This is a genomic window from Rhodococcus sp. DMU1 (genome assembly GCF_012272955.1).
Lineage (GTDB): Bacteria > Actinomycetota > Actinomycetes > Mycobacteriales > Mycobacteriaceae > Rhodococcus > Rhodococcus aetherivorans.
On the sequence record NZ_CP050952.1, the window covers coordinates 5,672,348 to 5,690,866 of the forward strand.

General features: G+C 68.9%; 15 protein-coding genes. 6 read left to right on the forward strand and 9 right to left on the reverse strand.

Features of this window, described 5'->3' with window-relative positions; all coding sequences use genetic code 11:
- Positions 1-8 precede the first annotated feature (8 nt).
- Together HFP48_RS25945 and HFP48_RS25950 are read left to right on the forward strand one after the other, a co-directional pair.
- Positions 9-1,292: a TerD family protein gene (locus HFP48_RS25945; RefSeq protein WP_168580293.1), complete on the forward strand. Its 1,284-nt coding sequence runs from the start codon at positions 9-11 to the stop codon at positions 1,290-1,292.
- Positions 1,293-1,296: 4 nt separating this feature from the next.
- Positions 1,297-2,802 carry a TerD family protein gene (locus tag HFP48_RS25950; RefSeq protein WP_168580294.1) on the forward strand — a complete coding sequence of 502 codons (1,506 nt, stop codon included), beginning with the start codon at positions 1,297-1,299 and terminating at the stop codon, positions 2,800-2,802.
- A 54-nt stretch (positions 2,803-2,856) separates the two neighbouring features.
- Here the strand turns inward: HFP48_RS25950 and HFP48_RS25955 are convergent, their stop codons facing one another.
- The 3 genes from HFP48_RS25955 to HFP48_RS25965 all read right to left on the reverse strand — a co-directional run bounded on the left by HFP48_RS25955 (position 2,857) and on the right by HFP48_RS25965 (position 5,681).
- The gene (locus HFP48_RS25955; protein WP_168580295.1) at positions 2,857-3,225 is read right to left on the reverse strand and encodes a Rieske (2Fe-2S) protein; all 369 of its coding nucleotides are present in this window, start codon (positions 3,223-3,225) and stop codon (positions 2,857-2,859) included.
- Between the two features lie 75 nt (positions 3,226-3,300).
- Positions 3,301-4,950, reverse strand: a complete 1,650-nt coding sequence (locus HFP48_RS25960) for an FAD-dependent oxidoreductase (RefSeq protein WP_168580296.1) — start codon at positions 4,948-4,950, stop codon at positions 3,301-3,303.
- Positions 4,938-5,681, reverse strand: coding sequence for an enoyl-CoA hydratase/isomerase family protein (locus HFP48_RS25965; protein ID WP_168580657.1), 744 nt, complete (start codon positions 5,679-5,681; stop codon positions 4,938-4,940). Before HFP48_RS25965 ends, HFP48_RS25960 begins: the two co-directional genes overlap by 13 nt.
- Positions 5,682-5,813: 132 nt before the next feature.
- Here HFP48_RS25965 and HFP48_RS25970 point away from each other — a divergent pair, with 132 nt between their 5' ends.
- From HFP48_RS25970 to HFP48_RS25985, 4 genes are all read left to right on the forward strand, one after another.
- A complete protein-coding gene (locus tag HFP48_RS25970) occupies positions 5,814-7,349 on the forward strand; it encodes an AMP-binding protein (protein ID WP_168580297.1) in 1,536 nt (511 codons plus the stop codon).
- Between the two features lie 38 nt (positions 7,350-7,387).
- Complete coding sequence (locus HFP48_RS25975) at positions 7,388-8,569, forward strand: amidohydrolase family protein (protein ID WP_168580298.1); 1,182 nt, start codon at positions 7,388-7,390, stop codon at positions 8,567-8,569.
- Positions 8,566-9,993, forward strand: coding sequence for a FadD3 family acyl-CoA ligase (locus tag HFP48_RS25980; RefSeq protein ID WP_168580299.1), 1,428 nt, complete (start codon positions 8,566-8,568; stop codon positions 9,991-9,993). The genes HFP48_RS25975 and HFP48_RS25980 overlap by 4 nt, the downstream gene beginning before the upstream one ends.
- An 89-nt stretch (positions 9,994-10,082) precedes the next feature.
- On the forward strand, positions 10,083-10,313 hold the full coding sequence (locus HFP48_RS25985) for a DUF3263 domain-containing protein (protein ID WP_168580300.1): 231 nt from the start codon (positions 10,083-10,085) through the stop codon (positions 10,311-10,313).
- Between the two features lie 254 nt (positions 10,314-10,567).
- Here HFP48_RS25985 and HFP48_RS25990 read toward each other — a convergent pair whose 3' ends face one another.
- The 6 genes from HFP48_RS25990 to HFP48_RS26015 form a co-directional block, all read right to left on the reverse strand.
- The gene (locus HFP48_RS25990; RefSeq protein WP_168580301.1) at positions 10,568-11,824 is read right to left on the reverse strand and encodes an amidohydrolase family protein; all 1,257 of its coding nucleotides are present in this window, start codon (positions 11,822-11,824) and stop codon (positions 10,568-10,570) included.
- A 254-nt stretch (positions 11,825-12,078) separates the two neighbouring features.
- Complete coding sequence (locus HFP48_RS25995; RefSeq protein ID WP_168580302.1) at positions 12,079-13,647, reverse strand: ABC transporter substrate-binding protein; 1,569 nt, start codon at positions 13,645-13,647, stop codon at positions 12,079-12,081.
- Between the two features lie 116 nt (positions 13,648-13,763).
- Positions 13,764-14,669, reverse strand: a complete 906-nt coding sequence (locus HFP48_RS26000) for an ABC transporter permease (protein ID WP_168580303.1) — start codon at positions 14,667-14,669, stop codon at positions 13,764-13,766.
- 63 nt (positions 14,670-14,732) lie between these two features.
- Entirely contained in the window at positions 14,733-16,139 is a 1,407-nt protein-coding gene (locus HFP48_RS31750; RefSeq protein ID WP_168580304.1) for an NAD(P)-binding domain-containing protein, read from the reverse strand.
- A 23-nt stretch (positions 16,140-16,162) separates the two neighbouring features.
- Positions 16,163-17,320 carry a thiolase family protein gene (locus HFP48_RS26010; RefSeq protein WP_168580305.1) on the reverse strand — a complete coding sequence of 386 codons (1,158 nt, stop codon included), beginning with the start codon at positions 17,318-17,320 and terminating at the stop codon, positions 16,163-16,165.
- Complete coding sequence (locus HFP48_RS26015) at positions 17,317-18,510, reverse strand: OB-fold domain-containing protein (RefSeq protein WP_168580306.1); 1,194 nt, start codon at positions 18,508-18,510, stop codon at positions 17,317-17,319. The genes HFP48_RS26010 and HFP48_RS26015 overlap by 4 nt, the downstream gene beginning before the upstream one ends.
- Between the last annotated feature and the right edge of the window lie 9 nt (positions 18,511-18,519).

Sequence of the window (18,519 nt, forward strand, 5' to 3'; positions counted from 1 at the left end):
CCCCTCCCGTGCCCGTATCTCTCGCCAAGGGTCAGAACGGCCCCCTCACCGCCACCGACGTCGTCGTCTCGCTCGAGCTGACCACCCCGGCCGACCTGTCTGCCCTGTTGGTCAAGGCCGACGGCAAGGTGCGCTCCGACGCCGACTTCGTCTTCTTCAACCAGCCGAGCGGGCCGGGGGTGCGGCTCGTGCCGGGCGCTCCCGGGCAGGCCGCGTCGCTGGCCGTGTCGCTGAACCAGGTGCCGGCAGACATCGACCAGGTGCGCGCGGTCATCACCCTCGACGACGCGTCGAGCAGCTTCGGTCGCTTCGCCCCGCCGTCAGCGCGGGTCTCCGACACCGCGGGCAACGTCCTCTACGAGTACCGGATCGACGGGCTGAGCAGCGAGTCGATCGTGATCGCCCTCGAGCTGTACCGGCGGCAGGGCGCGTGGAAGGTGCGGGCCGTCGGCCAGGGATACGCGGGCGGGTTCGCCGCGCTCGTGACCGATCACGGGGTGAGCGTCGACGACGCGCCCGCGGCGGCGCCGCAAACGGCTCAGCCCGTGCCGCCGTCGGTCCCGGCCGCGCCGCCCGTACCGCCGGCCTACTCCACGCCGCCGCCTTCTGCTCAGCAGCCCTACCAGCAGCCGGCCCCGCCGCAGCCGTACGTGCAGGCCTCCGCGCCGCAGCCGGCGCAGGACGCCCAGCCCGAGGTCAGCCTCACCAAGAGCCGGCCGGTCAGCCTCGTCAAGGGCCAGAAGGTCACCCTCCGCAAGGAGGGCGGTGTGGCCCTGACCTACCTGCGCATGGGGCTGGGCTGGGATCCGATCGCGAAGCGCGGTCTGTTCGGCAACCGTGCCGCCGACATCGACCTCGACGCGTCGGCTGTGCTGTTCGCCGACCAGAACCTCGTCGACGTCGCGTACTACGGCCAGCTGCGGTCCAAGGACGGCTCGGTCCAGCACCAGGGCGACAACCTCACCGGCGAGGGCGCCGGCGACGACGAGGTCGTGCTCGTCGACCTCACCCGGGTCCCGGCCCACATCACGACGGTCATGTTCATCGTCACCTCGTACAAGGGGCACACCTTCGAGCAGGTCGCGAACGCGTTCTGCCGGCTGGTGGACGGCACCAACAACGCCGAGCTGGCCCGCTACACCCTTCAGGGCGGTATGCCGTTCACCGGCATGGTGATGGCCAAGGTGTACCGGCAGGGGCAGGACTGGAAGCTTCAGGCGATCGGCGAGGGCATCCAGGCCAAGCATCCCGGGGAGGCCGCGCCGCAGCTCGGCCGGTTCCTGGTGTCCTGACGCCGTGACGGGGAGATTCGCGGCGGGGCAGAACGCCCCGCTGACGGCGCGCCGGGTCCGCTTCACGGCGCGCGCGGCGGGGCCGCTGGACGTGTGCGCACTGGTGGTCGACACGAACCTGCAGGTACGCACCTCCGCCGACGCCGTGTTCTACAACCAGCCCGGGGCGCCGGGCGTGGGCCTGGCCGGCGACGCCGTCGTCGTGGATCTCGACCGGGTGTGCCCGCAGGCCGCCGCGGTGCTGTTGGCGGTCTCCTCGGACCGAGGGCCGGTGGGCGCGCTGTCCACCGACCTGACCGGGCCGCCCGGATCCGGGCCGGCAACGTTCGACGCGCCCGCCGGCGGTGCCGAGTCGGCGGTGATCTGCTGGGAGTTGTACCGCCGCGACGGCGGATGGAAGCTGCGGGCGGTGGGCCAGGGGTATACCGGTGGACTCGCCGAACTGTTCCGCGCTCACGGAGTGGACGTCGACGACGAGCCGGCTCCGCCTTCGCCGGATACCCCGGCGACGGTGCCGGTCGAACCGGAGCAGGCGTGGGAGCGGACCTGGCAGATCTTCGAGGACGCATCCCGCTCTGCCGCCGCGTTCGTCTCCGCACACGACTACGCACTGCACCGGCTCGACGAGGAACTGTCCGCAGCCGTCTCCGACCCGGCCCGCCGCACCGGACCGGCCGCCGACCAGGCTCGGGCCGAGGCGAATCGGCGATGCGACGAGCTGATCGCCGCGGCTCGCGCCCGGCACGCCGCCGACACCGCGTTGTTGACCGAGGAACTGCGCGCCGTCGGCGCGGCCCTGCCCGCGGCGATGGCCTCGTGGGACGCACCGGCGTGGCAGCGGCCGGGTCTCGGCGGAAACGGGCTGCGGATAGGCGAACTCGGGGCCCCGGATCGCGACTCGCCGACACTTCCGTTGTGCCTCCCGTTGCCGCTGCGGCGCCCGCTGTGGGTCGACGGGGACTCCGTCGCCGCCGCCCCGATCGTGTCGGCCCTCGTGGTGCGGCTCCTCGCGGCGCACCCGGCGGCGCGCCTCGACGTCGTCGACACGGCCGGTGCGTTGTCCGCCCTCACCGATGTGGTGTCCTTCGCAGTGACGGGCCCGGTCGTCCGCGACGTCCCGGACATCGGACCCCAGCTGCACGACGTGGCGCACGCGGTCGATCTCGCCGCCCTGGCCGCGACCGCGGATCCGGGTGCCGAGCCACCGGCGCCACGGATCGTGGTGCTCGCGGGTATCCCGCACGGCTACACCCGTGACGATCTGAGGCACGTCATCCGGATCGTGGAGGCGTCTGCGACACAGTCGGTTTCGGTGATCATCGTCGGCGAGGACGACGGCGTGACGGACGAGCCGTTGCTGGACCTGCTCTCGCAGGAGGCTCAGCACCTACCGGTGGCGCCGGGCACCCACATGGCCGATCCGTGGACCGGCACCGACTGGCAGCTCACGTTGGACACTGCGCCGGACCTCGACGGGCTCCGCCGCGTCGTCGCTGCGCTCGGGCGCTGAGCCTCGGCAGGCCGGCGGGTTCGCCGAACATCCCGGACGTCGGACCCGATGCTGTCACGCACGGGGCGAATCCGCGCGGCTCCGGGCCAGCGCCACGACGAGACGTCCGTCTGCGAGGCGTACGCGGTGCACCACCAGCGGGTCGCACGTCGGCCGCGTACCCCAGCCGCCTGTCACCCGGCCGCTCCGGAGGTCGAATCTGTATTCGTGCAGGGCGCACGTGATCGTGGATCTGCTCACCTCGGCGTCGTCGAGGGACGCCCCGCGATGAGGACATCTGTTGGTGACCGCGAACAGCCCACGGCGCGTCTTCACGACGAGCACCGGCAGCTCGTCGGGGCCGACCGGCACGACGGCACGTCCCCGCGAGAACAGCTCCTCCACATGTCCGACGTCGTACTCGACCGGATGATCCGATGCCACAGTGCCACAAGGGAACTCCTCAGGATAAATCGTTCGCTTCATGGCGTCTCCTCCACATCGTCGACCCGGCGGACGTCACTCTCCGATGGCCGGGACCGTGACGTCGAGCGCGACATTCTTCACGCGCGGCCTGCCCACCGCCGTGCCCGCGGCCTTCTCCGCCGCGTCGATCGCGCGCCACCGAGCCTTGTCGACGGACTGCGGCCGGCGCTCCGCCAGGAGGGCGTTCAGGGCGGAGCGGTCGAATTCGGGCTCAGCGAGCATGCCCGCCCGGAAGTCCTCCAGCAGCGTCGCGACGGTCTCCTGCGAGTCCGCGCGGTTGGTGCCGATGACGCCGCGGGGCCCCCGCTTGATCCAGCCGGTGGTGTAGACGCCGGGCATTCCCTCCACGCGGCCGCGGCTGTTCGGAATCACCCGGCGCGCGTCGTCGAACGGCAGGTCGGCCACGGGTTCGCCGCGGTAACCGACCGCCCGCAACACCAGTGACGCCTTCACGCCCTCGGTCTCGTTCGCCGGGACGGCGTTCAGGTCTGCGTCCAGCGTGTTGTGGACGAGCTCGACGGAGTCGACGCGGCCACTGCCGCGCAGTTCGGTGGGCGAGACGAGATAGCGGAAGACGATCCGCTTGTTGCCGTCACGCGCGGGCTTGCCGGCGTACTCGTGGGCGAGGTCGAGCTTCAGCGTCAGCGACGGTTCGACGTCCGGGTCGTCGAGCACGGCCCGGCTCGCGGGGTCGAGGGTGAGCTCGGCTTCGTCGACGACGACGTCGACGCTGGGCAGGTATCCCAGCGCGAGGAACTCGGGCGCCGAGTACGCCGCCTGCACGGGGCCGCGCCGCCCGAGTACGACGACCTCGCGAATGTTGCTGCTGCGCAGAGCCTCCAGTGCGTGGTAAGCGATGTCGGTCTTCGCGAGCACGTCCGGGTCGAGTGTGAGGATCCGCGCGACGTCGAGCGCGACGTTGCCGTTCCCGACGATCACGGCGCGTTCCCCGGACAGGTCGAATTCCCGGTCGGTGTAGTCGGGATGGCCGTTGTACCAGGCGACGAACTCCGTCGCCGAGTGACTGCCCGGCAGGTCTTCTCCCGGTATGCCGAGCCGCCGATCCCCGGGCGCGCCGACCGCGTACACGACGGCGTGGTGGTGCCGGCGCAGCTCCGCGAGCGAGATGTGTTCCCCCACTTCCACGTCGAGACGGAACTCGAACGCATCGCCCCGGAACGCCGAGGAGAACATCTCCGCGACTGCCTTGGTCTCCGGGTGATCGGGCGCGACCCCGCTGCGCACCAGGCCCCACGGCGCCGGCAGACGGTCGAACATCTCGACCTCGACGTTGCCGTACTGCAGCAGTTCCACCGCCGCGTAGCAGCCGGCCGGACCGGAGCCGACGATCGCCACACGTAGCGTGCCGAGCTCGTCCGGCAACCGCTCGGGTGCGCGTGGCGGAGCGAGATCCGTGCTCTCCAGCGGATGCCGCTGGAAATAGGCCTGATTGAGTTCCGCGAACCGGGTCAGAGAGACAGGCAGGTCGTAGTCCGAATAGATCGCCCCCACCGGGCAGGCGTCCACGCAGGCTCCACAGTCGATGCAGGTGTCCGGGTCGATGTACAGCATCTCGGTGGTGCCGTACTCCGGGTCGTCGGGACGGGGCCGGATGCAGTCGACCGGGCATTCGGTGACGCAGCTGGCGTCGTTGCAGCAGCGTTGGGTGATCACGAAGGGCATGGCGCGTCCTGAGCAGTTCGGGAACGGTTCATCACCCGGTCCGCCGCCTCCCAGTGGGCATCCGCGATCCAGAGTCCGGCGAAGGCCGAGATCGCCTCCTCCGCGGGCACTCCCGCAACGACGCGCTTGATCTCCCCCGCCGGCCGATTGGCCAGCGATCTCGCCAGGGAGCGCCACCCCTCCTCGAATTCCGCACGGGGCAGCACCCGGTCCACGAGGCCGACGCGCTCGGCCTCGGCGGCATCCAGGATGGTTCCGGTTCCCGCCAGCAGAAGCGCCTTGCTCCTGCCGACCAGCGCCGCGAGACGCTCGGCACCGCCCCACGCCGGCATGATCTCCAGCGCAACCTGATTGAAGCCGATCCGGATGTCGTCGGCGGCCACGCGGATGTCCGCGGCCACAGCGAACTCGGCACCACCCCCGAGCGCGTGGCCGTTCAATGCGGCGACGACCGGGGCGGGGAACGACGCGAGCCGATCGCAGATCGACCGCATCCGGCGGGCCATCCCGGACGCCTGCTCGAAGGTGCGGAGCCTGCTCAACTCCTTGAGGTCCCCACCGGAGACGAAGGCCCGGTCACCGGCGCCCCGGACGACGAGGGCCGCCGCCCCTTCCGCCGCGACGAGAGCCTTCTCCAGTTGGTCCATGGTTTCCGGGGCGATCGCGTTGCGGGCATGCGGGCGATCGATCGTGACGACCGCCAGTCCGTCGTCCACCTCGAGGTCGACCATGCGATGTTCTCCGATCCGATATTGGCATTCTATATTTTGGAGAATATCATGCTCGCAAGATGTCGATCGGCCCTCGGTCGCGTCGCGGTGCCACCACGACGCGGCGCCAACTCGGGAATCGGAGCTCACACCATGCGGCACATCCCCACCGATCTGGTCACTCGATACGAACGAGAGGGGTGGTGGACTCGCGACACCATCGGCGACCTGCTCACCCGCGGTCTCGACGCCGCCCCCGAGACCGAGTTCCGGGTGCACTCGACGGTGCGACCGTGGTCCGGAACGTTCGGAGACGTCGAACTGGTGGCCCGCCGGCTCGCGGGAGGCCTGCGTGCACGCGGCGTCGGTCCGGGTGACGTCGTCGTCTTCCAGTTGCCCAACTGGATGGAGGCGGCCGCGGTCTTCTGGGCCTCCGCCTTTCTCGGAGCGACCGTCGTACCCGTCGTCCACTTCTACGGGCGAAAGGAACTCGGGCACATCCTCGGCGAGACGAAGCCGAAGGTCTTCGTCTGCGCAGAGAAGTTCGGCCGGAGCGAGTTCGATGCCGACCTGTGTGCGGACGTGCCGATCGTGGGCGTGGTGGGACGCGACTTCGACGAGCTCCTCGACGCGGAACCGATGGACGGCACCGTCCCGACCGACCCGTCGGGTCCGGCGCTGATCGCCTTCACCTCCGGTACCACCCGAGCCCCGAAGGGCGTCGTCCACAGCCATCAGACGCTCGGCTGCGAGACCCGTCAGCTCGCGGACCGTTACCCGCCGGACCGCGGCAAGCAGCTCACCGCCGCTCCCGTGGGCCACTTCATCGGCATGGTCAACGCCTTCCTGATCCCGGTGCTCGACGGTACCGCGATCAACCTCACGGACGTCTGGGATCCGGCCCGGGCGCTGGCCCTGATGAAGAGCGACGGACTCACTGTCGGCGGCGGTGCGACCTACTTCGTCACGAGCCTGCTCGACCATCCGGAGTTCACGTCCGGGCACATCCCGTTCATGAAGTATGCGGGCCTCGGCGGATCGTCGGTCCCCGCCGCGGTCACCACTCGATTGGCCGCACTCGGGATCATCGTGTTCCGCGCCTACGGCAGTACCGAACACCCCTCGATCACGGTGTCGTACTACACCGCCCCTGAGGAGAAGCGGCTCTTCACGGACGGGGAAGCCGCACCCGGAGTCGAGATCCGTCTGGCCGACGACGGCGAGATCCTCAGCCGCGGACCCGACCTGTGCCTCGGCTACACCGACATGACCTTGAACGAGCTCGCCTTCGACGACGAGGGGTGGTACCACACCGGCGACATCGGCGTCCTGGACGAGGACGGGTACCTCACGATCACGGATCGCAAGGCGGACATCATCATTCGCGGCGGCGAGAACATTGGGGCACTCGAAGTCGAGGAGATCCTCTTGGGCCTTCCCGGCGTCGCGGAGGCCGCGGCGGTCGCCGCACCCGATTCCCGGCTCGGCGAGCACGTCGCGGCCGTCCTCCGCCTCAAGCCCGGGCACACCATGCCCACGATGGACGAGGTGCGGGAGCACTTCGACCGCGCCGGCGTCGCCAAGCAGAAGTGGCCCGAGGAGCTGCACCGGATCGACGACTTCCCACGCACCGCGAGCGGCAAGATCCAGAAGTTCGTGGTGCGGCAGGATATTGCGACCCTCGACTGAAGAGAATAGTATTCTCGTAAATCGATAAGGAGGATCTCATGGCATCGAAGAAGCCGCCGTATCCGATGTTCGACGCGGACAATCACCTGTACGAGACCGAGGACGCGCTCACCAAGTTCCTTCCGGAGAAGTACCAGGGCGCCATCAAGTACGTTCAGGTCGACGGGCGTACCAAGATCGCCATCCGCGGCCAGATCAGTGAGTACATCCCGAACCCCACCTTCGAGGTGGTCGCCCGGCCCGGTGCGATGGAGGACTACTTCAAGAACGGCAACCCGGAGGGCAAGAGCAAGCGGGAGATCTTCGGGGAATCGATGAAGTCGATCCCGGCCTTCCGCGATCCCGCCGCGCGCCTGGAACTGATGGACGAACTGGCCATCGAGCGGACCCTGATGTTCCCGACGCTGGCCAGCCTCGTCGAGGAGCGGATGCGGGACGATCCGGAGCTGATCCACGCGGTCGTGCACGCGCTCAACGAGTGGCTGCACGAGACCTGGTCGTTCAACTACCAGGATCGCATCTTCACCGTGCCGGTCATCAGCCTGCCCATCGTCGAAAAGGCCATCGAGGAGCTCGAGTGGTGCGTCGAACGCGGCGCCAAGGCGATCCTCGTCCGCCCGGCACCCGTCCCGGGTTACCGGGGCTCCCGCTCGTTCGCGCTGCCGGAGTTCGACCCCTTCTGGAAGCGCGTGGTCGAACTCGACGTCCTGGTCACCATGCACTCGTCCGACAGCGGCTACGCGCGGCATGCGGCCGAATGGGAGGGCAACGACAACGAGATGCTCCCGTTCGTTACCAACACGTTCCGGATGGTCAACGAGTGGCGGCCGGTCCAGGACGCGGTGGCGTCGTGGGTGTGCCACGGTGCACTGTTCCGGTACCCGGAGCTGAAGATCGCCGTCATCGAGAACGGCGCCAGCTGGCTGCCGTCGCTGCTGCAGACCCTGAGCGACGTGTACAAGAAGGCGCCGGAGGGCTTCGGCATGCAGGATCCGGTGGAGGCCATCAAGCGCAGCGTCCACGTCAGCCCCTTCTGGGAAGAGGATTTCGCTGCGCTGACGGAGCTCATCGGGGCCGATCGGGTCCTCTTCGGATCCGACTATCCGCATCCCGAGGGCCTCGCCGAGCCCGTCACCTACATCTCGCACATCCAGAACCTGAGCCCGGAGGATCAGGCGAAGGTCATGGGCGGCAACCTCGCGAGGCTGCTGAACGTATGACGTGGCAGACCATCCCCGAGATGGTCCTGAGTGCGGCGGACCGCTTCGGCGATGCCGAAGCGGTCGTCGACGGGCCGACCCGGATCACCTTCACCGAACTCGCCGATCGAGTCCGTCGCGCCGCCGGGGCTTTCGCGTCCATCGGTGTCGACAAGGGCGATCGGGTGGCGATCTGGGCGCCCAACTCCGTCGAATGGATCATCGCTGCGTTCGGCGCGCTGACCGGGGGTGGTGTGCTCGTGCCGGTCAACACCCGGTACAAGGCGGACGAGGCAAGCGACATCCTCGGCAGGAGCGGAGCGAAGGTCGTCCTCGTCCGGAAGGGCTTCCTGGGGTTGGACTTCCAGGGCCCCGCGGGCGTGCCCGTGATCGATCTGCAGTCCGACTTCCTTTCCAGCGGAGCACCGTTCGAGTGCGAGGTGAACGGCGAGGACATCGCCGACATCATGTACACGTCCGGGACCACCGGTCGCCCCAAGGGCGTCATGATGAACCACCGCCAGACGCTCCGGATGTTCTCGGAGTGGTGCGACTTGGCCGACCTGCGGGAAGGCGATCGCTATCTGATCGTCAATCCGTTCTTCCACATGTTCGGCTACAAGGCCGGCCTGGTCGCCTCGATGATCCGCGGCGCCACCGTGTACCCGGTGCCGGTGTTCGACGTGGAGCGCGTGCTGGAACTGGTCGAGCGGGAGCGGATCACGATGCTTCCCGGACCACCCACGCTGTATCAGTCCCTGCTGGCGGCGAGCAGCCACCGGGATCTGTCGTCGTTGCGGGCCGCCGTCACCGGGTCCGCCGACATTCCGGTCGAACTCGTCCGGAGGATCCGGCAGGAGCTGCCGTTCGAGACCATCATGACCGGGTACGGACTGAGCGAGGCGGGGACGGCCACGGCGTCGCGCCCCGGCGACACCTTCGAGCAGGTCGCCACCACGGTCGGCACCCCCTGCGACGGAATCGAGATCCGTATCGCGGACGACGGTGAAGTGCTCCTTCGCGGGTACAACGTCATGCAGGGCTACCTCGACGATCCGCTCGCCACCGCCGAGGCGATCGACCCGGACGGCTGGCTCCGCACCGGAGACCTCGGGAGCCTGGACGACGACGATCGCCTGCGCATCGTCGGGCGGAAGAAGGACATGTTCATCGTGGGCGGCTTCAACGCCTACCCGGCCGAGATCGAGAGCTTCCTGCTCGAACATCCGGCCGTCCGGCAGGTGGCGGTCATCGGCGTTCCGGACGAGCGCCTCGGCCAGGTCGGGAAGGCGTTCGTCGTGGCGAAGGAACCCGTCACCGCGCAGGAGCTCATCGCCTGGAGCCGCGACCGGATGGCGGGGTTCAAGGTGCCACGGTTCGTCGAATGTCTCGACGAACTCCCGCTCACCGCGACCGGCAAGGTGATGAAGGACCGATTGCGGTGACATCTTCGTAGACCTCGGCCGGCGCGGAGGGAACGTCCTCCGCACCTCCGCGCCGGCCGTTCCGACACCCTCACGACAGGAGTACGACCATGGACATCGAGAACGAGATGCTCGCCTTCGCCACGAAGTGGCGGCACTGGGGTGGCGGTCCCGACGAGGACATCTTCGTCCGCTTCGGCATCACCTCGCAGCAGTTCTTCCACCGTCTCCGCGAGATCCTGACGGCCGGTCCCCGGTTCGGGCTCGAGCCGCAGCTGGTTCGGACACTCCTGGACATCTGCGACAGCAGAACCCGCGCGACCGAACTGCGGGCGAGTTGATCGACAGATCGTCCCGCCACCGCCACACTCGGGAATCCGGAGATGCCGGCCACACAGAACCGTGTGGCCGGCATTCTGCTTGTGGGGCCGTCGTCCGGCGAAGACGGGGGTCCGACCGGCGAGCCCTTCCGGTTCCCGAACTGCACCGATCATGTTGCAAAGAAGCGCAATATCACTTCCACGCAGCGCAGAAGCGGGAGGACCCGGAGGTCCTCCCGCGTTCGAGATTCGTCGCCGGCCGTCGGCCGCTGAGGTCAGCCGGCCGTGTGCGCGGCGTACCGGGCCGCCCACTCCTTCCGGGACCGGATCGACACGTCGACATCCGCGGCCTGCGCACGCAGAGCCCCAACGGTCGCCTGCTCCCGCGGGATATGGGCGAACGGATCCCAGTTCAGGAATCGGCAGGCGTTCTGCCACGTGATCTTGTGGATATCGGAGTCGTCCGCGCCGGCCGCCCCGAGCTCCCGCAGCACGAATTCGGGCGCGTCCGGCCACAGGGAATCCGAGTGCGGGTAGTCGCATTCCCACGCGATGTTGTCGATACCGATTTCGTGCCGGAGCCGCAGCGAGGTCGGATCCGTCACGTAGCAGGCGATCACATGCTCGCGGAACACGTCGCTGGGGAGCTTGCCCCCGAAGTCGCGCCGCAACCAGCGCTGGTTGGTGTAGTGGCGGTCGGAGCGGTCCAGGAAGAACGGGATCCACCCGATTCCCCCCTCGGACAGCGCGACCTTCAGGTCCGGGTAGTTCCGGAACGCCGGCCCCCACAGCAGATCCTGCACGGCGATGAGCGACACGCTGGGGGCCAGCACCATGAGGTTGTCGATGGGCGAGTCGGGCGCGAGCCGCAGCGCACCGAAGCCCTGGCCGATGTGCAGATTCATCACCGTGCCGTTGTCGCACAACGCCTGGAACACCGGGCCCCAGTAGTCGAGGTCGTGGTAACTGGGCAGTCCGTCGATGTGCGGCAGTTCGGCCATCGTCACCGAACGACAGCCCTTCGCGGCGACGCGTTCGATCTCGGCGACGGCCAGTTTCGGATCCCACAGGGGCAGGATCGCGATCGGGATGAAGCGCCCCGGATACGCGCCGGCCCACTCCTCGATGTGCCAGTCGTTGTACGCCTGGATCATTGCGACGGTGATCTCATCCTTCACGTGGCTGAGATGACCCGCGCTGAAGCCGGCGAAGGTGGGAAAGCACATCGACGCGAGGATGCCGTTGGCGTTCATGTCGCGCACCCGCTCGTGCACGTCGTACACGCCGGGGCGCATCTCGGCGTACCCGGCCGGGTCCCGGTTCCATTCCTCCGGGGGCCACGAGACCACGGCGTTGAGACCCGCCACTCCCACCGGCTTGCCGCGGTACATCCATCGGTCGACGCCGCGTTCGTCGACGACGATCCGGGGGACCTCGTCGGCGAACTTGCGGGGCGCATGGTTACGGAACATGTCGGGCGGCTCGACCACGTGGTCGTCGATGCTCACCAGGATCATGTCGTCGATGTTCACTGGTTCCTCCGTGAGTGTGGACTGTGCATGCGTGGCCTCGAGACCGCCCCCGGATGGAGACACCGGCACGGTGGCGAGAGCGTAATTCTCTTCTTTCGATAGTCTCATTTTTCGCACGGCTTCCGCAACCTTCCGTGGCGCCGAGACGCGAACCGGAGCCTGCACGACGTGGCCGACGGTACGTCGGTCGTGCAGGCTCCGGCACCTGCCCGCGCCCGAACCGGGACGAAGGCCGATCGTTGCGGCGCCCCTGTCTAGTCGGAGATCCAGATCTCCTCGGGCAGGGGCGATCCCAGGGTGTACAGCTGCACGCCGTGGACGTTCTCGCCGAAGGTGACGGACGGAACGGCGCGGGTGTACCACACGCCCGGCACCAGTTCGGCGATCCGCTTCTGCGCGGTGTCGTACGCGGCCTTGCGCTCGTCGACCGACTCCGCGACACGGCCCTGGTCCAATGCGGTACTCAGTTCCTCGTCGCTGATCCCGGTGAAGTTTCCCGGCGACGTAGAGTGGAACGCCATCCACATCGGGAAGTCCGGATCCTGGATGATCGACGACGAAATGAGCATGTCGAAGTCACGCGCACCGGCCCGGGCCGTCGCGGCCGCGTAGTCGACGACCTCGACCTGCACCTCGACGTTGTCGAATGCGCTGAGCTGAGTCTGAATGCTCTCGCCGGCGGCCTTGCTCTCCGTCGTCGGGTACGCCAGGTAGGTGAACCGGACCGGCTTGCCCTCGGCGGCGAGTTCGTCGAACAACCGCTGCGCTTCTTCCTTGTTCGACGCGGGCAGCGCGACGTCGGTGTAGAACGGCGACGACTCCTCGAACAGCGTCGTCGGCACCTTGCCCTCACCGTTGTAGACGACCGAGTTGAGGGTGTCCATGTCCAGTGCCAGAGCGACGGCCCGACGCGCGCGAACGTCGTCGAAGGGAGCCCGGCGGACGTTCATGCCGAAGAACTGACCACCGCCGGTAGTCGTCACCGCGGTCTGCAACCCGGCAGACTCCGCCTTGTTCAGGCTGGCGTAGTTGGTTTCGGACGCGATGTCGGCGCCTCCGGTCGTCATCGTGTTGATCCGCTGATTGCTGTCCGAAACTGTGCGGATCGTGACGGAATCGACGTACGGCTTGGGTGCGTCCCAGTAGCCGGGGTTGCGCTCGAGCTCGATCGCGTCCTGGCGGGTCCACCGGACCAGTTTGAACGGTCCGGCGCCGGCCGGGTTCTCGTCGAATGCGGGCTGGCCCTTCTGCAACGCGGCCGGGGACGCGATCCAGTTCAGCGCGCCGGCGATCAAGGCCTGGCCGAAGTGGGGATTCGGCGATGTCAGAGCGACCTTCAAGGTCGTCGAGTCGACCACCTCCGAACTCGCGATCTGCACGGCCTGTCGGATCGACGTCGAACCGAGCGCCGGGTCGCGCAGGCGGTCCCAGTTGAACTTCACGGCCGCGGCGTCGAGGGGATTGCCGTCGGTGAACTTCAGGTCGGGCCGGAGCTTCAGGGTGAACGTGGCGCCGCCGTCGGTCGTCGAGAAGTCGGTGGCCATCTTGTACTCGAGCTCCAGCGTCTCGCTGTTGTTGATCATCAGCGTCCCGTAGAGCGCATTCCCGAGGATCGGCTGGTGCGCCCAGGTGTTGGACAGATTCGCCGGATCGAGGCTCCGCGGCTCACCGGTCTGCAGCGCACGCAGTACGCCGCCGGAAACCGGTTCGCCGACGTCGGCGGCGGCCCCACTGTCGGAGCTCGAGCCACCACACCCGGCGACCGCCAACGCGACGGCACACGCCGCGGCGACCGCTGTGAGGAAACGTCTGGATCGTGTCATCTTGCGACCTCTCGGAATCAACGAGGTGGAGCGGACAGGCCTGGGGGCCTGCCCCGAGGGAGGGGCGATACGTCGTACGGTGGTTCCTTCCGGCCGTGGCGGCCGGTGGGGTGGGTTCAGTCGTGCAGGGTGCGGTCGAAGGTGGTGCGCAGGTGGTCTCCTACGAGGTTGAGGGCGAAGACGGTGACGAAGATGACCGTGGCGGGCACGAACACCAGGTGCGGGTCGGTGGCCAGGGCGTCCTTGCCGTCGTTGATCATCTGGCCCCAGCTCGGCTGCGGTGGCGGGATGCCCAGGCCGAGGAAGCTGAGCGAGCCCTCGGCGACGATGAGGGCGGCCATCACGATCGGCAGGTAGGCCGCGAGCGGGGCGATCAGGTTGGGCAGGATCTCCCGGGTCAGGATCCGGCCGTGCCCGGCGCCCATGTTCGTCGCCGCCTTGACGAATTCGCGGCAGGACCAGGCCAGGGTGTTGGCCCGGGCCAGCCGGGTGAACGACGGGATCACCAGCAGGGTCAGTCCGAGCCCGATGGTGCCGGCGCTGGGGGTGAGCACCGAGGCCAGGGCGAGCAGCAGGATCAGCGGGGGGAAGGCGAGCATGGCGTCGGTGAGCAGGGTGATCGCGGTGTCGAGGCGGCCGCGGAAGTAGCCGGCGAGCAGGCCCAGGGTCGCGCCGACGGTGAAGCCGAGCAGGCCGGCGACGGTGCCGACGAGCAGGGAGATGCGGGCGCCGTGGACGAGGCGGGACAGGATCGAGCGGCCCATGGTGTCGGTGCCGAGCAGCAGGTCGAGCGGGCCGGGTTGCGGGGGTTGGCGGGGTGGGCCGACCGGGGTGGCGTAGGGGGCGAGCGGGAGCACGTCGGCCAGGGCGGCGGCGCCGAGGAGCAGGAGCAGCCAGGCGGCGGCCAGGTACACCAGCACCGGGCGTCGGCGCCGGATCCGGGGCACGGCCGGCAGCCGGCCCGCCGCGGCGGTGCGTGTCGTCGGGTCCGGGCCGGTGGTGCGGGTCACCGTGTCGGTCATGCCGCCACCTTCCTCACCCGCGGATCGATCATGTGCCTCTCCCGATACCCGGCACCGCGCCGGTCAGCCTGAAACATCCGACGATTCTCCGGATCCGGTCTCCAGCAGGACGCCGGCCAGTTCCTCGAGATGACGCACCACCTCGGTCTGATCCGCCGACGGGGCAAGTTCCTCGACAGCGCTGTTCCAGATCCGCCCCAGCGTCTGTCCCAATGGCGTCGCGACGTCCATGTCGCGCGCAAGGTCGAGCGCGATACCGATGTCCTTGCGCATCAGGACCGCCGCGAATCCCGAGTCGAACGTCCTCGAGAGCACGAAGTTCTCGTACTTCGTCTCGGTCGCCTGGTTGCGGCCGCTGCCCGCATTGATCACCGACAGCAGGGTGGCCGCGTCGATCCCGAACTTGCGCCCCACGACGAGGGCCTCGGCCGCGGCGACCAATCCGTTGGCGGCGAGCAGGTTGTTCAATGCCTTGGCGGCGTGCCCGGATCCGACCGGTCCGACCCGGATGATCCGGCTGCCGGTGGCCTCGAGGAGCGGTTGCACGCCCTCCACCGCGGTGCCGTCGCCGCCGACCATGACCGCGAGATCCGCCTTCGCCGCTCGCGCGACACCCCCGCTGACGGGAGCGTCGACGACGGCGACCCCCCGTCTCGCGGCTGCCTCGGCGAGACGGCGCGTGCGGGCGGGAACGCTCGACCCCATGTCGACGATGACGCTGCCGGGGCGCAGGTGGGACAGCAGCCCGCCCTCGGAAAGTACGACGTTGTCGACGATGTCGCTGTTGGGCAGGACGAGGACGACGACGTCGCACTCGGTGAAGGCGGCGGTGTCCTCGGCGCCGACCGCATCGGGATTGTCACGGACGAACCGTCCCTGTGCGGCGAGGTCGGCGTCGCGCACGACGAGCGGCTGTCCCGCGGCGAGGAAGTTGCGGGCGATCGGTGAACCCATGGCGCCCAGGCCGATCAGGCCGACCGTGCGACCCGGCAGGGGCATGCCGGCACCGCCCGGGCGCCCGGCCGCCGCGGGCGACTCCGGCCGATCCAGGGGACCGAGCTCGGCCACCAGCGCTTCCTGGACGACACGCATGGCCGCGACGCCTGCCGGGATGCCGGCATAGGCGGTCGCATGGACGACGGCCTCCACGATTTCCTTGCGCGTCAGACCGTTGCGCAATCCGGCACGCACGTGGGCCGTCAGTTCCCGTGGCTGGTTCAGCGTCACGAGCATCGCGAGGGTCATCAGGCTCCGCTCGCGCCGCTCGAGACCGGGCCTGGTCCACACCGAGCCCCACACCGTCTCGCTGACGTACTGCTGCAGCGGTTCGCCGTCGGATCCGGCAGCCGCCCGCAGCGCGGCATCGACGTAGTCGTCGCCGAGCACGTCCCTGCGGACGGCGAGACCGGCGTCGAAAAGCTCTCGGTGCGCGCGGCCGATCGAGGTGGCTTCGGCCGGTGTGTGCGTCATGGACGTCCCTCCGATCTGCGCGGTCACTGCCCGGGACCTTCCAGGATCGTCACGCCGGCGACAGCGGTCGGTCCACCGACATTGTGCGCCAGTCCGATTCGCGCCCCTTCGACCTGATTCGCCGCGGTGCCGCGCAGCTGCTCGAACAGTTCGACACACTGGGCGACACCGGTGGCACCCGGAGGGTGTCCCTTGGAGTTCAGGCCTCCGCTGGGGTTCACCGGAAGTGCACCGTCGATATCGGTGACGCCCGCCTCGACGAGCTTGAACGCCTCGAACCGGTCGGCGAATCCGAGGTCCTCGTAGCTGATGAGTTCGATTCCCGTGAAGTAGTCATGGATCTCCGCGACCTGTACGTCCGAGGGCGACAGCCCCGCCATGGTAAAGGCCTGCTTCGCGGCGCGGACGGTGGCCGGGAAGGTCGTCATGTCCGGCTTGTGCTGGTGCATCACCGAATCCATCCCAAGCCCGACACCACGAATCCACACCGGGCGATCGGTGTACCGGCTCGCCACGTCCTCAGCGGCGAGGACGAGCGCGGCGGCACCGTCGGTCTGCGGCGCACAGTCGTAGAGTCCGAACGGCGTCACGACGTCCGGCGCCGACAGCGCCTGTTCGAGGGTGATCTCCGAGCGCCGGGCCGCCTTGGGGTTACGAACGCCGTTGCGCCGGTTCTTCACCGCCACCATCGCCATGTGTTCCCGGGTCGCGGGCGACTCGTGCAGGTAGCGACGGACGTGCAGGGCGAAGCCGGCCTGGGCGAGACCGAGGGGGTAGTCCCAGGCCATGTCCCGGGTCATCCCTTCCCACTCCCACACCATGCCCCTGGACGCCGTCTCGCGGAGCTTGTCGGCGCCGAGTACGAGTGCGACGTCGAATGCACCGGATGCGATGCCGAACAACGCGTTGCGAATGGCGTCGTGCCCGGTGGCACAGGAGTTCTCGACTCGGGTCACCGGTATGTCGAGCAGACCGAGCGTATCGGCGAGGACACCCGATGGGAAGCCGTCGACCGAGCCCATCTCGCCGAGCCACACACCCTGCAGATCCGACTTGGACAGGCCCTTGTCGACGCTCGCCGCGCATTCGGCGAAGGCCATCGGCACCAGGTCCCGGATACCGAGCGCGAAGTGCTCGGCGAACGGCGTCATGCCCGCGCCGACGATCGCTACCTTTCTCATGCCGCCTCGCTTTCGGTGTCGATGTCGGGTAGGGGCTCGAACGCGTAGCCGTAGTCGGGAACTCCCGAGCGCACCGCGACGCGTCGCAGCACGAGGCGACCGTGGTCCCCGATGTCCACTGTGCCGGGCTCGGCGCCGGTGACCCTGACCAGGGCACGGATGTCGACACCGTCGAGTTCGACGAGCGCTAGCGAGTACGGCGTCTTCAAGCCGGGTACGGGGGCGTGCACGGTGACGGCGGTGTAGACGGTGCCGGTCCGGGGAAGAGAAACGAAGGTGTAGTCGGTGCGCAGCGTGCCGTCGTCTCCCACCTGGTATCGCGGCGGAAAGTCCAGCTGGTCGCTGCCGGCGTGCTGCCCGGCCTCCCACCGCACCTTCGGTTCGAACGCCCGCTCGTACGCCGCGAGGGAGATCGGGATGTCCACACCGGACAGCTGCGCGTACTCGACATACCCCTTGGCTGCCGGCTCCCGGCGATGGACGGCGATGGCGCCCTCCCCGACTCCGATGCCCGACAGGCTGGCCTGCTCGACGCCGACCAGGGTGCCGGACTGTCCCGCCTCGACCATCGAGGCGAGCGCGAAGAGCCCGGAGCTCGCACCGAACGTCGGAAGCCGCACCGGCGGAGCGGTATCGAGTGATTCGGCCTGTTCGTGGTCGACGCCCGCGACGACGGTCGGGGTGTCGACCCACGCGCTCTCGAGGGAGGCGAGCAGTCCGCGGGCACGCAACAGTCGTGGATCGCCGTAGTCGTGGACGTCGCCGGTCGCGTTGCGGGTACGGACGGGCAGGCTGCGCGCGACGCGGGCGGCCGTGCGGATGGGGAGGCCCCGGTCGGCGGTCAGCACTGCCGCCGCACCCGCCGGTTCGAGATCGACGCCGATGATGAGGCTTCGCGGTCGCCCGGAGCTGAGCGCGTCCAATGTCGCCGGCGCCCCGCCGAGGCGCTCGGCGACCTCGAGTTCGGGATCGAGCCCGAGGCCGGCGAGCAGAACGGCCGCGTTGCTGCTCTCGAGCAACGGCAGGTCCCGGGTGACCAGGACGACCCGTTCGACAGGGGCACCGTCCCCGAGTGCAGCGCGACCCGCTTCGACGGCGAGGGTGATCGCGTCCTCGTCGTCTCCCGCGACGCGGGCGTCGGCCGTGCCCCAGCACGGTAGGTAGGTGCCGATCGAAGCGACATATGGCATTGCGTTCTC

Excerpts from the sequence above, each read along its gene's own strand:
- HFP48_RS26000 (WP_168580303.1), bottom strand. The coding sequence starts at position 14,669 with ATGACCGACACGGTGACCCGCACCACCGGCCCGGACCCGACGACACGC.
- HFP48_RS25980 (WP_168580299.1), top strand. The coding sequence starts at position 8,566 with ATGACGTGGCAGACCATCCCCGAGATGGTCCTGAGTGCGGCGGACCGC.
- HFP48_RS25995 (WP_168580302.1), bottom strand. The coding sequence starts at position 13,647 with ATGACACGATCCAGACGTTTCCTCACAGCGGTCGCCGCGGCGTGTGCC.
- HFP48_RS25985 (WP_168580300.1), top strand. The coding sequence starts at position 10,083 with ATGGACATCGAGAACGAGATGCTCGCCTTCGCCACGAAGTGGCGGCAC.
- HFP48_RS25960 (WP_168580296.1), bottom strand. The coding sequence starts at position 4,950 with ATGCCCTTCGTGATCACCCAACGCTGCTGCAACGACGCCAGCTGCGTC.
- HFP48_RS31750 (WP_168580304.1), bottom strand. The coding sequence starts at position 16,139 with ATGACGCACACACCGGCCGAAGCCACCTCGATCGGCCGCGCGCACCGA.
- HFP48_RS25970 (WP_168580297.1), top strand. The coding sequence starts at position 5,814 with ATGCGGCACATCCCCACCGATCTGGTCACTCGATACGAACGAGAGGGG.
- HFP48_RS26010 (WP_168580305.1), bottom strand. The coding sequence starts at position 17,320 with ATGAGAAAGGTAGCGATCGTCGGCGCGGGCATGACGCCGTTCGCCGAG.
- HFP48_RS25975 (WP_168580298.1), top strand. The coding sequence starts at position 7,388 with ATGGCATCGAAGAAGCCGCCGTATCCGATGTTCGACGCGGACAATCAC.
- HFP48_RS25965 (WP_168580657.1), bottom strand. The coding sequence starts at position 5,681 with ATGGTCGACCTCGAGGTGGACGACGGACTGGCGGTCGTCACGATCGAT.
- HFP48_RS26015 (WP_168580306.1), bottom strand. The coding sequence starts at position 18,510 with ATGCCATATGTCGCTTCGATCGGCACCTACCTACCGTGCTGGGGCACG.